Raw genomic sequence first — 14,927 nt, 5'->3', positions numbered from 1 at the left:
GGGTCATTCCGCAGGCTCCACCACACAAACCTTCGGGTCATTCCGCAGGCTCCACTCCAGCCTATCGCCGGGAGATCACTGGCTCACTGGTGGCCGTTCGGACCTTCCCATCGCTGGGTACGCGGACCTTCGTCACCCTCCCGGTCCGATTCCCGTTCGTCGGGACGACGATCCGGGTCCGGCTGCCCACCGAGGGGCAAGCCACCGAGTGGATCCCATTGCGATCCAGCGGGATCCCGATGCTGCGGCGCGGGGTTCGGAGGCTGCTGCTCTCCACTGGGCGCCTCGCGGTCGCCGCTCGGATCGCGATACTCCGGCGGCTGGTACTGCGGCGGACGATACTGCGGCGACTGGTACGTAGGCGGAGCCTGGTACGGCGCCACTGGGTCGGAGTAGCGGTTGCCGCCGTTTCTGCCGACGCTGTCCGAACCACCGGCGGATCCTGACGAATCACGCGGCGGCCATCCCGGCGCCGACCATCCCGCGGGAGCACCGTAATCGGGACGCGAACTCTGGGGCCGTGGCTCCGGGTTCCGGTAGGAACCACCGCTGTAATTACCGCCCGAATGCTGGCCGCCACTGTTCTGACCGCCGTTGCCCTGACCGCCACTGCCCTGCGGGCTGCCGCTCTGGCCCCCGCTGTAGGGCGCACTTCCGTACGGTGTCCCGGTCTGCCCGGACCCGCCGGTATGAGCGCCACCATTGCTCGGGCCACCATTGCTCGGGCCACCATTGCTCGGAGCACCGTGGCTGGGAGTTCCGTTGTATCCGCCACCGTTACGAGCGCCGTTCGAGGCACCGTTGCTCGGGGCACCGCTGGGATAGCCGTGCTGCCGACTACCGCCGTTGTAGCTCTCCGGTGCACCCTTCGACAGCTGCGGGGGTCCGGCGTAGCTCGGCTGCGGGAACTGCTGCGGTGGAGCAAGTTTCGGCGCGATCGGCTGAGGGGGCCACGGCTCGCCGCGTTCGATGGCGAGTTCACCTGGCGTCTTGACCGGTGGCTTGTCCGATGGGACTCGATCGCCGAAGTCGTTGAACGCGGTGATCCGGGGACGCTTGCTGACGCCGGTGAATATCTTCTCGAGGTCCTTACGCGTCAGCGTCTCCCGCTCGAGGAGTTCGGTGGCGAGCGTATCGAGCACATCGCGGTACTCGTTGAGGATGGCCCACGCCTCGGTGTGCGCCGCCTCGATGAGCTTGCGCACCTCCTCGTCGATCTCGCGTGCGACCTCGTGCGAGAAGTCGGACTGCACGCCCATCGAACGACCGAGGAAGGGGTCGCCCTGCTCCTGGCCGTAGCGGACCGCACCGAGCTTGCTGCTCATGCCGTATTCGGTGACCATCGCACGCGCGATCTTGGTTGCCTGATCGATGTCCGAGGACGCGCCGGTGGTCGGTTCGTGGAAGACGAGTTCCTCCGCCGCGCGTCCGCCCATCGCCATGACGAGTCGCGCGATCATCTCGGACCGAGTCATCAGCCCCTTGTCGTCCTCGGGCACCGTCATGGCGTGACCACCGGTACGACCACGCGCCAGGATGGTGACCTTGTAGACGGGCTCGATGTCCGGCATTGCCCAGGCAGCGAGCGTGTGCCCACCTTCGTGGTAGGCCGTGATCTTCTTCTCGTGCTCGCTGATGATGCGGCTCTTGCGGCGTGGTCCTCCCACGACGCGATCCACCGATTCCTCCAGAGCGGCCTCGGTGATGACGGTGCCGTTCTCGCGCGCCGTGAGCAATGCTGCCTCGTTGATGACGTTGGCCAGGTCCGCTCCGGACATACCGACGGTGCGCTTGGCCAATCCCTCCAGGTCGGCGTCGTGCGCGACGGGCTTGCCCGCGGAGTGCACAGCAAGAATTGCGCGGCGACCGGCAAGGTCGGGTGCTCCGACCGGAATCTGGCGATCGAAACGACCGGGGCGGAGAAGAGCTGGGTCGAGAATGTCGGGACGGTTGGTCGCGGCGATCAGGATGACGCCGGTTCGTTCACCGAAACCGTCCATCTCGACGAGAAGCTGATTGAGCGTCTGCTCCCGCTCGTCGTGCCCGCCGCCCATGCCTGCTCCACGCTGGCGACCGACGGCGTCGATCTCGTCGACGAAGATGATGCACGGACTGTTCTGCTTGGCCTGTTCGAACAGGTCACGAACGCGGGACGCGCCGACACCGACGAACATCTCGACGAAGTCGGAACCCGAGATGGTGAAGAACGGAACGCCCGCCTCGCCTGCGACAGCGCGCGCGAGCAGGGTCTTACCGGTTCCGGGAGGGCCGTAGAGCAGAACGCCGCGCGGGATCTTCGCGCCGAGCGCCTGGTAGCGGGCCGGATTCTGCAGGAAGTCCTTGATCTCGTACAACTCTTCGACAGCTTCGTCGGCGCCCGCGACATCCTGGAACGTCGTCTTCGGCATGTCTTTGCTGAGCTGCTTCGCCTTGGACTTGCCGAAGCCCATGACACCGCCGCGACCACCGCCCTGCATACGACTCATGACGAAGATGAACACACCGAGCAGAAGAATCATCGGCAAGACGAACAGCAGAAGTGACGAAACCCAGCTGTCCTGGCTCACGACGGTGTTGTAGCTCTCGAGCCCGTCGGAGCTGACCTTGTCGAAGATCGTCTCCGATGCGGAGTCCGGGTATTTGGCAAGGATCTGCGTCTCGTTGCCGGTCGCCTCGTTGCCGTTCTTCAGGTATAGACGGACCTGCTGCTCACGGTCGTCGATCTGCGCCTTCTCGACGTTCTGCGAGTCGAGCTGCGCGATCGCCACCGAGGTGTCGACGCTCTTCCAGCCGCGAGTGTCGCTTCCGAAGTAGCTGATGGCAAAGATCACCAACAGGATGCCGAAAACGATGGCCAGGTTCCGTATAACTGTCTTCCGATTCATACAGCTTCAGCCGAGACGGCCTCGTCCTTTCCAGTCATCTCCGATGCGTGGATCACGGCCACACTCGGATGCCCCAGGCTACCGCGAGCGGCCACCATGTACCTGAAGTGCATGGACCTGACATGAGTCAGACCCACAGTGCAGCGGCCATGGACCTGCAGTGCTGCTGCATGCATCACGCTTCTCCCCAGTCCAACGTCGGCCTCGCCTCACAGGTTCCCCAGTACCTCGCAGAACGCCCCCTGCGGACCAGCGTCCATTGTGTCAAAGGCGACCCCTTCGGGTCACGCCGCGAATTCGATTGCTCCCGCCAACGCCCCCGGTATTCGAATCTACGCTTCTACCAGGCAGAACGCCTCCCGCAGGTTTATGGTTGTGGGCGTGCAGCCAGGCTCGGATCGGGTCACCGCCAACGACAACGTCCCATCGGCTCGACCCGATGGGACGTCGACGGTGACCGCTGCGGCCACGAACCGCACCGACTCGAACGATGCTCCCGACCACGATCCCGCCGATCGACTTCGCCGGGCGTGGAAGGCCGCGCGTACCGGTGACCCACTCACCCCACCGATCCTGTCGAACTTCCTTCCCGATACCGCGGACGTTCGTCGACGCTTGCTCGAACAACTGATATCGGTCGATCTGCAAGAACGATGGCTACGATCCAGCGTTCCGAAGCGGCTGAACCAGTACTGCGACGAGTTCGAGGAACTTGCTGCCGCATCGCTTCCTGCCTGGCTGATCTACGAGGAGTTCTGCATCCGACGCCAGGCCGGCGACTCCGTTTCCCCGCAGCTCTACGCCGCCGAGTATCCGGCGCAGTCGGCCGACCTCGCGGAAATGCTGAACACCATGCTCGGCGAGGCAACCGAGCAGAGGACGACCGAGCTGGAAGAAACCGTGATTGGCGAGACGCGGATCAGCATCAGCGTCAGCGGTATCGCCACTGTCGCCGGACCCGCAACCGCGGACATGACCGGCACGTCGGCCGGAGCCCTCGCGTGGACGCGGCCGGGCTCGAGCGACGAACTCGAAGACCTCGACGTGGGCGATCGCGTCGACGACTTCGACCTCCTGATGGGCCTCGGCCGCGGAGCCTTCGCGCGGGTCTTCCTGTCTCGGCAACGGTCGATGCAACGGATCGTCGCGGTGAAGATCTCGGAAGATCGCGGCAGCGAACCGCAAACGCTCGCGCAACTCGACCACGACTACATCGTCCGGGTCTTCGACCAACGCGTCCTGCCCGACAAGGGCCTCCGTCTCCTGTACATGCAGTACGTACCGGGCGGAACCCTGCTCGATCTTCTCCAGCGCGTGCGCGCCTGCCCGGCCGACGAACGTAGCGGCACTCTCCTTCTCGACACCGTCGACGCCGCACTCGACGCCAGAGGCAGCCTGCGCCCCACCGATTCCACTGTGCGCGAATCTCTCTCCAGCTTGTCGTGGCCCGAGACGGTTGCCTGGCTCGGGCGGCGCCTCGCGGAGGCTTTGCACTATGCGGGTGAGCAGGGCGTCCTGCACCGTGACATCAAACCGGCGAACGTGCTACTCACCGCTGAGGGCGTGCCCAAGCTTGCGGATTTCAACATCAGCTTTTCCGAACAGGTCGACGGTGACAGCCCGGTCGCGTATTTCGGCGGCTCACTGTCCTACATGTCCCCCGAGCAGCTGGAGGCATGCCATCCTGGTCGCCCCGGTGGGGCGGAGGACCTCGACACGCGGAGCGATCTGTATTCACTCGCGGTCGTGCTGTGGGAGCTCTTGACCGGGGTCAAGCCGTTCGACGATTCGAATTCGAATGTCGAGGACGGCGACCGAACCGTCATCGACGGACTGCTCGACACCCGTCGCACTGGCATCACCGACTCCGCGATCGCGACACTTCCAGCGCAGTGCCCGTCGACGTTGCGCAGAGTTCTCGTCGAGTGTCTGTCGCCGAATGTCGGGGACCGCTGGTCGACCGGCCAGGAGTTGGCGCAACAGTTCGACTTGTGCCTCGACCAGCACGCACGAAATCTCGTCGACCCGCCGCCGTCGAGCACCCGATTTCGATTGCGGCCGTTCACCGTTCCGGTGATGACTGCCGCGATCGGAATCCCCAATGCCGTCGCCGCCATATACAACTATCAGCACAACAAGGCGCTGATCATCGGTGACCTGCCGGCCGTCGCACAGGATCGCTTCGAGACCGTGACTGCAGTGATCAACGGCCTCTTCTGGCCGATCGGCCTCGTACTGATCGTCTACTTCTTTCGACGGGTGCTGGCCGTTCCGCGAGCGTTGCGCGCCGGCCGGACAGTGCCGGAGAAGCGACTTGCCGACGCCCGCGCCGACACACTGTTGGCTGCGGATCGGATCGTGGCCGTATGCCTCGGGCTGTGGGTGTGCGCGGGAATCGCATTCCCGCTCTCGCTGCAGATCGCTGCAGGGTCCGTACCTGCGCAGGCGTACGTGCACTTCATCGCGTCACTCGTGGTGTGCGGCGCGATGGCGACCGCATACCCGTTCTTTCTGGTGTCGCTGTTCACCATCCGGTGCCTGTATCCGTCGTTCTTGCCCTTTGGGCGAGCCGGGAGCGCCGACGAGGCACTCCTCCGCGCACTCGGCCGCCGCAGCATCGGCTACCTGACCGTCACAGCCGCGATCCCACTTGTCGCGGTTGCCGGCCTGACTTTCGTTCCTGCAGAGAATATTCCGGACATCATCGGAGTAGTGCGAGTTGTGTGCATCGGCGGCATCGCAGCCTTCGTGGCGTCGTACGCGATCTTCCGCTTGATCGAGCGCGATCTCGACGCCCTACGCCGTGTCGTCTCGCGAAACTAGCCGCCGTACACGCGCGGTTCGAGGGTGCCGATGTACGGGAGGTCGCGATACCGCTCGTTGTAATCGAGACCGTATCCGACCACGAATTCGTTGGGGATATCGAAGCCGACGTTGGCGACCTCGACGTCGACCTTGATCGCGTCGGGCTTGCGCAGCAGCGTCACGACCGACAGCGATGCAGGATTACGCGTCGCCAGGTTGCGCTTGAGCCACGACAGCGTCAGTCCGGAATCGATGATGTCCTCGACGATGAGCACATTGCGTCCGTTGATGTCGCGATCGAGGTCCTTGAGGATGCGGACGACACCGGACGACGACGTCGACGATCCGTAGGAACTGACCGCCATGAACTCGAGCTGCGTCGGGATGGGCAGCGCGCGAGCGAAGTCCGTCATGAACATGATGGCGCCCTTGAGAACACCGACCAGAAGAAGATCACCCTCGGGCGCGTCCTCCGGATACCGCTTGGCGATCTCTTCGGCAAGCTCGATGGTGCGGGTTTTGATCTGTTCCTCGGAGATGAGAATGGATTCGATGTCGCCCTCGTACACGGCGGTCCCTTCGTAGGTTCTCGTTGGTTCACGGATTCTCTGTAGAACCTGTCCGCAGGCTCCACACAATCAAGAGTCATTCCGCAGGCTCCACTCCAGCTCCGTCGCAAGCCTGCCATGTCGACGCCCCACCACCAACCTGGCACCTGCGGGCGCACCGCTCACGGCGACCCCGCCCTGACCGCGCCAGTCGCCGACGAGATCGTCGACGAGTCGTAATTGCCTGTCCGACATATCCTTTGCTCCGCGACGTAGCAGCCAGGCACGTATCGTACGACGCCGAAGCGCCGGTGGGACGCCCGTGAGCGCCGTCACGGTCAGTTCGTCACCGACACTCGCCGAGTCGAGGAGTTCCACCCCCAAAGCGTCGAGAACCTGCGAATCCTCGCGGACCTGCGCTGCAGTTCGTCCGAGCGCCTGGGCGACACCGCCGCCGAGAACGTCCTCGAGCAGCGGCAATACCTCGTGCCGCAACCGCACTCTGGAGAACGCCGCGTCGGAGTTATGCGGATCCTCGAACGGAATCACACCCAGTTCGACGCAGGCCTGCCTCGCCACCGACCGTCGAACGTCGAGCAATGGTCGTCCCCACGGCTCATCCCACGGCGACATCCCGGCGATCGAACGGGGACCGGATCCTCGTGACAGTCCGAGGAGCACTGTTTCGGCCTGGTCATCGAGTGTGTGAGCGATGAGAACCGGAAGATCTCCGCGCGCCTGCTCCAACGCGGCATAGCGCGCCCGTCGCGCTGCCGCTTCCATCCCGCCTGCGGTGCCGACAGTCACCGTCTGCACGATTGCGTCGATGCAGCCGAGCGTAGTGGCCTGCTGGGCGGCCCTCGCCGCTACGTCTGCCGAACCCGCTTGCAACCCGTGATCGACGACGAGTGCCACAACCTGAGGAACTTCGGCGACCGCCGCGGCCGTCAGCGCCAACGAATCCGCTCCACCCGACAGCGCGACGGCAACCGGCCCCGGACGCCTCTGCGTCCAGGCACGAACCGCGTGCCGAACGGCGAGGATTGCTGGCTCTTCCGGCAGCATCAGCCCAGTACGCGCGCGATCCACCGGTCGGGATTCTCGATCTCGTCGAGCAACGGCAGCGTGGTCTCGTCGGTCCAGATCGTGTTGAATTGCTCCATTCCGACCGTCGTGACCACATGATCGACGAAGGCTTTCCCTCGAACGTACTGCGCCATCTTCGCGTCCATGCCGAGCAGTGCGCGAATCACTCTCTGCAGCGGATTCTGCTTACGTCGTCGACGAGCGTCGAATGCACTTCTGATCTGCGCAACCGACGGAACGACCGCCGGGCCGACCGCGTCCATGACGTGATCGGCGTGACCTTCCAACAACGTACCGAGCACCAGCAGCCGGTCGATGGCCTCGCGCGCCACCACAGGTTGCGTCGCCCGCAGCAGCCCGACGATGCCCGCGTCCTCGGCCTTGTTGGATTCCTTCCGGTTCTTCAACGCGTTCGTCAGCCGCGATGCGAACTCGCTCATCGGCTCGTCCACTCCGTCGGACAGCACGGCTACCGAGCTCCGCATGTACTCGCCGAGCCACGGCGCCGACGAGAACTGGACCCGGTGCGTCACCTCGTGCAGGCACACCCACAAGCGGAAGTCGCTCGGTGGAACTCGAAGCGCACGTTCGACGGCGATGATGTTCGGTGCGACGAGCAGAAGCGTTCCGTGCTCACCGGTGAAAGGGTCGTACTGTCCCAGAATTGCGCTCGACAGGAACGCGAGCATCGCGCCCGCCTGCAGACCTGCAGGTTTACCTGCGAGCAGGCCGGAAGGTTCGGCACCGGACTCGCCGGTCAAGTGCTTCATCGAGGCTGCGGCCGCCTCGATCCACCCGGCGCGACCCACGATCTGCGCCTCCGGCACCGGCAGACCGTCGGCCAGACCAGTGGTGTCACGGACCGGACCTTCGGCACGAATCGACGCGGCGGCAAGTTCGGCGAACACCGCATCCGCTGTGTAGCGCGACGTCGACGGTTCCTTCGGCGCCAACTTTGCCCCGGTCTTCGACGCCAGCGCCCAATCGACCGAGACGCTGAGCCCATTCGAATCCGTGTCGGAGTTCGCGGCATCCTCATGGTGAACTGCCGCGTCCGTGTGGAGAGTCTTCGAATCTTTGCTGAACATCACCGGCAGCCACACATTCTGAGCGTCGACGCCACCGCATCCAACGCCGGCCGCGAGACTTCCGGCGGCACATCGTTGGACATCAGAGCGAACGTGAGTGCCCTGCCGTCGACGTCGACGACGTACCCGGCGAGGGCGCTTGCTGCTGACAGTGTGCCAGTCTTGGCGCGCACCCATCCGGCGCCGACGCGGTCGTTGCTTGCGTAGCGATCCGTCAGCGTGCCTGTCGACCCCGCGACGGGCAGGTAGTCGAGCATCGGCCGTAACTCCGGCTTCTCCGAACCCGCGGCCGAGGTCAAGATCTGATCGAGGATTCTGGCGGGGATCAGATCGTCGACGGAAAGTCCGCTCAGGTCGTGCAACTTCATTCCGGTCAGGTCGTAGCCTGCGGCGAACAAAGTCTGTCCGACGGAATCCACCGCCCCGGCGAACGACGCCGCAGTGTTGGTCTCGATCGCTATCTCGCGACCGACCGCCTCGGCCAGGACGTTGTCGGACCTGCCCATCATCTGTCCGAGACGGTCACGCAACGGAGCGGATTGCACGCTGGCGACCTGGTCGGCGCCCTCCGGTGCCGTGCCGATGGATACCCGGGCAGGGTCGATACCGAGGCCACGGGCAAGCGCTCTACCCGCGTCGAGTGCGGGCTCGGCACTGCGCGCCGACTCGTCCTCCAACGGCACCGATCGGCCACCGTCGATCATGATCGGTTCGATCGGGGTGATGTAGCCGGCGGCGACGTCGGGCGTGAACCATCCCTGCGCCATCGTCGGACCGTCGTAGCTGGAGGTGTCGACGACGATGCGGTCGACTGGAGTTCCCGACCGCGCGATCTGTTCGACCATGTCGTCGATGCGCGCCGCACCCGGATAGAAGCCTGGGCTACCCGTGGGCTGCGCTGTGATCGTGGGATCGCCCGCTGCGACGATGACGATTTCACCGTCGCTCGCACCCTTGACGACCCGGGTTGTCACTCGGTGTTCCGGCGACAACGCCAGCATCGCGGCGGCAGCCGTAAGCACCTTGGCCGTCGAGGCAGGAGTCATCGGTGTGTCACTACCCTGGGACCAGAGGACGCGGCCTGTCCCGGCGTCGGCGACAACTCCGGTGAACGAGCCAAGCCCGGGAGCGCCGACAACCGGGGCCAGCGCGTCGGCAAGTCCCACCTCGGTCGGTGCCGGAGCGGAATCCGAAATGGGGGCGATGGCCGGTACGAGCATCACCGGGTCCGGTTCGGGCGCTGTCGGAGCAGCCGAGTCGTTGCCGGACGCGCCTGGAACTATCGCGGCCACCGCAGTACCACCCGCGGCGAGAACCACGATCACACCCAGAACGAGCAAGATTCGTGTCCGACGTCGCTTGCGACCGGCGGTCGGGCCGAGAAATCGCTTGGTCAACCCCGCCACCCGTTCCTCCATCGCACTCGTATCTGCCCAGTGGCAGTTTCCTCAACAGTATCCTCGGGTCCGGTACGCTTGCGCCGCCACCATCGTGCGTCATACGAGACGCCAAGCGAGTAGAAGAAGAGCGAGGGCTGCACGTGCCGTTCGACGTCACCATCGAGATCCCCAAGGGCCAGCGCAACAAGTACGAGGTCGACCACAAAACTGGTCGCGTGCGTCTGGACCGCTACCTTTACACGGCGATGGGCTACCCCGCCGACTACGGCTTCATCGAAGGCACGCTCGGCGAAGACGGCGACCCGTTGGACGCATTCGTCCTGCTCCCCGAGTCCGTGTTCCCCGGCGTCCTCGTCGAGGCCCGCCCGGTCGCCATGTTCAAGATGGTCGACGAGGCCGGCGGTGACGACAAGGTGCTGTGTGTGCCTGCAGGCGACAAGCGCTGGGACCACGTCCAAGACCTCGGAGATGTCTCGACCTTCGAACTCGACGCCATCAAGCACTTCTTCGTCCACTACAAGGACTTGGAGCCGAACAAGCACGTCACGGCCGCGGACTGGGTGGGTCGCGCCGAGGCAGAAGCCGAAATCGCTGCATCGTTCAAGCGTTTGGCGGACAATCCGGAACACTGAGAAGTTCGAACACACTTCTCGGGGGCAACACGAACAAACACGGTAAGACGAGCGAAGTAACCAGGTGGGGAGAAATATGACCGACAGCAATACGACGGGTGAGCGGCGTAACTCGGAGTCACGAGCCATATCCGACCCGGCACAGTTTCCCGACCTGCCCGTCACCGTTGTTCTGGATCGGATCCCGGTTCCGATCCTCGCTGTCGACCCCACTGGTGGCATCGTGTTCGCCAACGAGGCGTTCGACGAACTCTTCGGAACGGATCGCTCCGAGCGTTCGGACTTCCACCTGCACGACATCTTCCCGGATCAGGCTCCCGAGGGTGTCAACGTCGCCGACATGTTCCTCACGACGGTGGCCACCCGCGCCGACTCGCTGTGGCGCATGACGGACAAGACCGGCGATGTCGTGCAGGTGCGCGCCAGCAAGTCGATCCTGCGGCGGGCCGAGGACAATTTGGTTCTGGTCGCTCTGGAGGACTTCACGGACCAGCTCTGGAACGACCCCAAGAGCGCACTGCGCTGAGCCCGGCGGCGATCCTTCAGACTCCGAACACTTTCGCCTGGTCGCCGCCGGCCCGCTTGGCCTCGTACATCGCGTTGTCGGCTTTCAGCAACGCCGAGTGCACCATCTCCGAGGCATGCGGCGGCGGTTGAGCTTTCCACCGATCCACCGAAATCATGGCCGCCCCCACGCTGCCGGTCACCGAGATCTCGTCCGTCGGCTCGCTCAACGATTCCGAGATGGAGTCGGCAAGTGCGACCACGTCCGACGCTTCCATCAAGACCGCGATCGTGAACTCCTCGCCACCTGTTCGTGCCACGCACGAGCCCTCGGGCACGGCGTGTGCCAGCCGAAATGCGGTGGATCGAAGTACGCCGTCACCAGCAGCATGGCCGCACGAGTCGTTGACGAATTTGAATCGATCGAGATCGACGACGAACACCGTCACGTTCTCACCGGGTTTCGCCTCGGTCAACATCCTTTCGATCCGGAACTCGAAGCCGCGACGGTTCAGCAGGCCGGTGAGCGAGTCGGTGATCGCGAGTTCCAACTGCGCCTTGATCACGGCGCGAAACACCAGAACGGAATTGGCGACGACCAGGACAACCAACGTCTGAGCCAGTATCGACAACGGGGAATGCCTCCCCTCGAACGTGGCAGCGACCGCGAACGCAACGATAACGACGCTGACGAATACGGAATGCGCGCGAAGAACGGTCTTGCTGGAGAAGTACGCGATGTAGATTCCGATGACCGCGAACAGGCCGGTTGCGTGCAGCGCGAGTCCACGCTGGGCGAACGTGAGCAGAACCGTCGCGACCCCGACGTCGGCGTAGAACACGAACCATCCCGGCATCCGGACCACGTCTCGTCCGTACACCCACCACCAGATGCCGACCGGGATGGTGGACAGCAACACGACCACGCATACAGACCTCGCAGCCCCTGTGGAAGGCCCCTCCCCGGAGAACAAGACGACTGTGCCGATGATGGCGAACACGGGCACCAGTACCGCAATCCCGCGACCGACCTTGCGCTCGAGTCGCACTGCCGGATTGGGCGCCGTTCGCCCACGCAGAGTGCGTGGAATCCACCGACCGGTGATTCCCAGCACCACTCCTCCCTACCCGATTCGCAGCTTCACCCGCAGGTACGCGAACCGTACGATCGTTCCTAGTTACCGCCCGGCTTCACCCGTTCGTAGTCGGTCAGAAAGCGGTCCATGAGTTCGACCAACGACACCCGATCCTCGTACGACCAGTCCTCCAGGACGAGCGCGAGATGCGCCGTGCGCTTGCGATGCAATCGATATGCAACATTACGTCCGGAGTCGGTCGCCGCCAAAACGTAAGCACGACCATCTTTTTCGTCGCGAACGCGTTCGACGTGGCCGTGCTCCACCAGCTGCGCTACCTGCCGGCTCACAGTCGACGGGTCGGAGTTCACCAGGGCAGCCAACTCGCTCGATCGCATCGGTCCGTCGCGTACCAGCCGGAACAGACAGACGAACGCGGCACCTTCGACGCCTCCGGATTCGGCGGACAGTTGAGCAAGCTTGCGATCACGAATTCGCTGCAACCGCACGAGCTGAGTACCGAGCTCCTCGGCTGTGTCGACGTCGGGCTCCACACCCATGTCAGCTGCCACTGAAGTCGGCCGGACGTTTCTCGAACACCGACGTGATGGCCTCCGTCAGATCGTTCGAGGCAAGGAAAGCCGCATTCCACGCCGCGACGTAGCGCAAGCTGTCGTCGACCGCCGCGGACCTCGAATGATCGAGCACGGTCTTGATGCCGTGAACGACGAGAGGAGGGTTGCCGGCGATGTCGGCCGCCGTCGCACGGGCACCCACGAGCAACGCGTCGTAATCGTCGAAAACGTCGTTGACCAGGCCGATCTTTTCCGCGCGGGCCGCATCGATGTCCTTGCCTGTCAAGGCGAGTTCGCGCAGGTGGCCGTCACCGATGATGGCAGGAAGCCGCGCAAGTGAGCCCATGTCCGCCACGATGGCCACCTTGACCTCGCGCACGCTGAACTTCGCGTCGGCACTCGCGTATCGAATGTCCGCGGCGCTGATGAGGTCGAGTCCCCCGCCGATGCACCAGCCGTGCACGGCAGCCACAACGGGCTTGCGACAGTCCGCGACAGCATTCGTCGCCAGCTGCATCCGCTTGATCATGTCGTGGAACACCGTGCGAGGACCTGCAAGCGCCTTGTCCGCCATCAGCGGCGCGAACTCTCCACCCATCGCAGCCAGATCCAGGCCGTAGGTGAAGTGCTTTCCGGAACCCGTGAGCAGCACTGCTCGGACATCCGGATCGACATCGAGCTGAGCGAACAACTGCGGGCACTCGCTCCAGAAGTCAGGGCCCATGGCATTGCCCTTACTGGGCCCGAGCAGTGTCACCGTCGCGATATGGTCGGAAATCTCGACCGAGAATGCGTTCCAGTTGCGTTCCGTCATGTCGCCGAGCCTACTTAATGGGGTCGTTCCGGCAGGACCACAGATACCCATGCTGTGTTACGCCGCGTTACACCTGGGCTAAGACCCTGCTCAGACCTGGAGTTCACGCCTCGAGCGGCCCATGATTCTCATCATGATGATGCACCAAGGACTCGGGCTGGAGACGTTCAACGACCTGCCGCGTCGCAAGGCGGTGCACGCACTCTACGAATGCTGCTGTTCGCACACGTGGGCGTCGCGAGTTGCCGACGCTCGTCCCTACCGATCGCACGCGGAACTGTTCTCGCGAGCGGACGCAGAACTCGGGGAACTGTCGGACGCAGACATCGACCATATCGCTTCGACGCACCGGCCGGTCGGACGGACGTGTGCGGGAATGGACGTAGCCACACAGAGCGTATTCATCGACGCCTGCCGGATGTACATCGAGCGGTTCGGCTACGGATACATCGTCTGCTCGGCAGCCCTCCCCGGTGGCGGTGACGAGCCCCGCGAAGTTCTCATCGACGTCGGCCACCGGCTCGACAACAGTCACGAAACCGAGCGCAAGGTGATGCGCGACGAGCTCGCGAAGGTCAATCGAACCCGCATCGAACGCGTCCTCGGCCCGGAAGAGGGCTGGCCGCTGTACTGATCTGTTCCTGAGTGCGCGAAGTACCGTCAAGGTGTGCACCCTCGCCGCAAGTTCCCAACTGCCACGCTGCCGACAGCAGCTCGCGCGCGGTACGCGAAACGGCGGCAACGACGGCTTGCCCGTGTAGACAATGACCTCACCGCCTCGCAGTGGGCAGACCTTGTCGCCGCCTGGGGAGGGTGCGCATATTGCCAGGCGACGAACTTGGCACTGCAGCGCGACTGCATCACTCCCGTTTCGCGTGGCGGCCGCTACACCCTCGGGAACGTGGTTCCTGCGTGCTCGTCATGCAACGCAAGCAAACACAACAGCGAAGTCACCGGGTGGCTCCGACGCAAGAAACTCGACGAGCGCACGTTCCTGCTACGTCACGCGACGATCCTGCCGACTCTTCTCGCAGCAGACCAGATGTGTCGAGCCCAATCGAGGGACCAGACGTCAGAAGAGCCCGACCATCCTGCCGATCAGTCCGAGGACGATGACCACCACGATCAGGCCGATCAAGCCGAGAAACACGATCGGTAGCGCAAGCCCTCGCTGCGGTGGTTCGTGCTGCGGTCCACCAACGCTCGACTCTGCTGGTGGAGTGTCCCCGGGCGTGACACCGCCACCGGCTTCGAGGCCGGCAGTGTCATTGGGTTCGGGGTTCTGGGCAGTCATGAGAACTCGGGTACCCGGTGGCGACTCGCTCAATCGAGTCCTCGGTCACCGGATGCACGTGCCACCGATTTCCATCACGTCGACACTGGATTTCGACGCCGGAAGACCTGTCGGTGGGGCCCGATAGTCTCGAACGTATGTTCGATACGGGGAGTGCGGCAGGCACCACCACCAGACACAACACCGCGGCAGCGGGCGTGGATGCGGCGGCTGTCAGTGA

13 protein-coding genes and 1 pseudogene are annotated in these 14,927 nt (G+C 64.2%); 5 read left to right on the top strand and 9 right to left on the bottom strand.

Going from position 1 to position 14,927, the window contains the following annotated elements; translation table 11 throughout:
- Positions 1–83: 83 nt before the first annotated feature.
- On the bottom strand, positions 84–2,885 hold the full coding sequence (ftsH, locus tag ACODSO_RS28345; protein WP_489039954.1) for an ATP-dependent zinc metalloprotease FtsH: 2,802 nt from the start codon (positions 2,883–2,885) through the stop codon (positions 84–86).
- 381 nt (positions 2,886–3,266) lie between these two features.
- Between ftsH and ACODSO_RS28340 the strand changes: the two genes are divergently transcribed.
- Complete coding sequence (locus tag ACODSO_RS28340) at positions 3,267–5,708, top strand: serine/threonine-protein kinase (RefSeq protein ID WP_489039953.1); 2,442 nt, start codon at positions 3,267–3,269, stop codon at positions 5,706–5,708.
- On the opposite strand, the gene hpt is transcribed toward ACODSO_RS28340, so the two are convergent.
- The 4 genes from hpt to dacB form a co-directional block, all read right to left on the bottom strand.
- Positions 5,705–6,259: a hypoxanthine phosphoribosyltransferase gene (gene hpt / locus ACODSO_RS28335; protein WP_068376737.1), complete on the bottom strand. Its 555-nt coding sequence runs from the start codon at positions 6,257–6,259 to the stop codon at positions 5,705–5,707. The genes ACODSO_RS28340 and hpt overlap by 4 nt on opposite strands.
- Positions 6,260–6,328: 69 nt before the next feature.
- The gene (gene tilS, locus ACODSO_RS28330) at positions 6,329–7,303 is read right to left on the bottom strand and encodes a tRNA lysidine(34) synthetase TilS (protein WP_489039956.1); all 975 of its coding nucleotides are present in this window, start codon (positions 7,301–7,303) and stop codon (positions 6,329–6,331) included.
- On the bottom strand, positions 7,303–8,412 hold the full coding sequence (locus ACODSO_RS28325) for a zinc-dependent metalloprotease (protein ID WP_489039955.1): 1,110 nt from the start codon (positions 8,410–8,412) through the stop codon (positions 7,303–7,305). The genes tilS and ACODSO_RS28325 overlap by 1 nt, the downstream gene beginning before the upstream one ends.
- Positions 8,412–9,830 (bottom strand): D-alanyl-D-alanine carboxypeptidase/D-alanyl-D-alanine endopeptidase, encoded by a 1,419-nt coding sequence (dacB, locus tag ACODSO_RS28320; protein ID WP_489039952.1) that lies wholly within the window; start codon positions 9,828–9,830, stop codon positions 8,412–8,414. The genes ACODSO_RS28325 and dacB overlap by 1 nt, the downstream gene beginning before the upstream one ends.
- A gap of 122 nt (positions 9,831–9,952) precedes the next feature.
- Here dacB and ACODSO_RS28315 point away from each other — a divergent pair, with 122 nt between their 5' ends.
- Positions 9,953–10,444 carry an inorganic diphosphatase gene (locus ACODSO_RS28315; protein ID WP_489039950.1) on the top strand — a complete coding sequence of 164 codons (492 nt, stop codon included), beginning with the start codon at positions 9,953–9,955 and terminating at the stop codon, positions 10,442–10,444.
- Positions 10,445–10,520: 76 nt separating this feature from the next.
- Positions 10,521–10,970 (top strand): PAS domain-containing protein, encoded by a 450-nt coding sequence (locus tag ACODSO_RS28310; protein WP_068376730.1) that lies wholly within the window; start codon positions 10,521–10,523, stop codon positions 10,968–10,970.
- Positions 10,971–10,986: 16 nt separating this feature from the next.
- On the opposite strand, the gene ACODSO_RS28305 is transcribed toward ACODSO_RS28310, so the two are convergent.
- From ACODSO_RS28305 to ACODSO_RS28295, 3 genes are read right to left on the bottom strand one after another with little or no spacing between them, the layout of a single operon-like run.
- Positions 10,987–12,063 (bottom strand): GGDEF domain-containing protein, encoded by a 1,077-nt coding sequence (locus tag ACODSO_RS28305; protein ID WP_489039949.1) that lies wholly within the window; start codon positions 12,061–12,063, stop codon positions 10,987–10,989.
- Positions 12,064–12,122: 59 nt separating this feature from the next.
- Positions 12,123–12,584 carry a MarR family winged helix-turn-helix transcriptional regulator gene (locus ACODSO_RS28300; RefSeq protein ID WP_231912599.1) on the bottom strand — a complete coding sequence of 154 codons (462 nt, stop codon included), beginning with the start codon at positions 12,582–12,584 and terminating at the stop codon, positions 12,123–12,125.
- Between the two features lies 1 nt (position 12,585).
- Positions 12,586–13,413: a crotonase/enoyl-CoA hydratase family protein gene (locus ACODSO_RS28295; protein WP_489039948.1), complete on the bottom strand. Its 828-nt coding sequence runs from the start codon at positions 13,411–13,413 to the stop codon at positions 12,586–12,588.
- A gap of 133 nt (positions 13,414–13,546) precedes the next feature.
- Between ACODSO_RS28295 and ACODSO_RS28290 the strand changes: the two genes are divergently transcribed.
- Together ACODSO_RS28290 and ACODSO_RS28285 are read left to right on the top strand one after the other, a co-directional pair.
- On the top strand, positions 13,547–14,047 hold the full coding sequence (locus ACODSO_RS28290; RefSeq protein WP_489039947.1) for a 2-oxo-4-hydroxy-4-carboxy-5-ureidoimidazoline decarboxylase: 501 nt from the start codon (positions 13,547–13,549) through the stop codon (positions 14,045–14,047).
- 66 nt (positions 14,048–14,113) lie between these two features.
- A pseudogene (locus ACODSO_RS28285) lies at positions 14,114–14,440 on the top strand (HNH endonuclease); the annotation flags it as partial.
- 45 nt (positions 14,441–14,485) lie between these two features.
- On the opposite strand, the gene ACODSO_RS28280 reads toward ACODSO_RS28285, so the two are convergent.
- Complete coding sequence (locus tag ACODSO_RS28280; RefSeq protein ID WP_489039945.1) at positions 14,486–14,707, bottom strand: DUF6480 family protein; 222 nt, start codon at positions 14,705–14,707, stop codon at positions 14,486–14,488.
- Between the last annotated feature and the right edge of the window lie 220 nt (positions 14,708–14,927).

The sequence above is a fragment of the Rhodococcus sp. FG69 genome (assembly GCF_057808915.1).
The sequence above is the reverse complement of the archived record's forward strand: the minus strand, read 5'-3'. Positions and strand labels throughout refer to the sequence as shown.

What these genes read in the sequence shown, in the direction of transcription:
- ACODSO_RS28310 (WP_068376730.1), top strand. Translation starts at nt 10,521, where the DNA reads ATGACCGACAGCAATACGACGGGTGAGCGGCGTAACTCGGAGTCACGA.
- ftsH (WP_489039954.1), bottom strand. Translation starts at nt 2,885, where the DNA reads ATGAATCGGAAGACAGTTATACGGAACCTGGCCATCGTTTTCGGCATC.
- dacB (WP_489039952.1), bottom strand. Translation starts at nt 9,830, where the DNA reads ATGGAGGAACGGGTGGCGGGGTTGACCAAGCGATTTCTCGGCCCGACC.
- ACODSO_RS28325 (WP_489039955.1), bottom strand. Translation starts at nt 8,412, where the DNA reads ATGTTCAGCAAAGATTCGAAGACTCTCCACACGGACGCGGCAGTTCAC.
- ACODSO_RS28295 (WP_489039948.1), bottom strand. Translation starts at nt 13,413, where the DNA reads ATGACGGAACGCAACTGGAACGCATTCTCGGTCGAGATTTCCGACCAT.
- tilS (WP_489039956.1), bottom strand. Translation starts at nt 7,303, where the DNA reads ATGCTGCCGGAAGAGCCAGCAATCCTCGCCGTTCGGCACGCGGTTCGT.
- ACODSO_RS28300 (WP_231912599.1), bottom strand. Translation starts at nt 12,584, where the DNA reads ATGGGTGTGGAGCCCGACGTCGACACAGCCGAGGAGCTCGGTACTCAG.
- ACODSO_RS28290 (WP_489039947.1), top strand. Translation starts at nt 13,547, where the DNA reads ATGATGATGCACCAAGGACTCGGGCTGGAGACGTTCAACGACCTGCCG.
- ACODSO_RS28280 (WP_489039945.1), bottom strand. Translation starts at nt 14,707, where the DNA reads ATGACTGCCCAGAACCCCGAACCCAATGACACTGCCGGCCTCGAAGCC.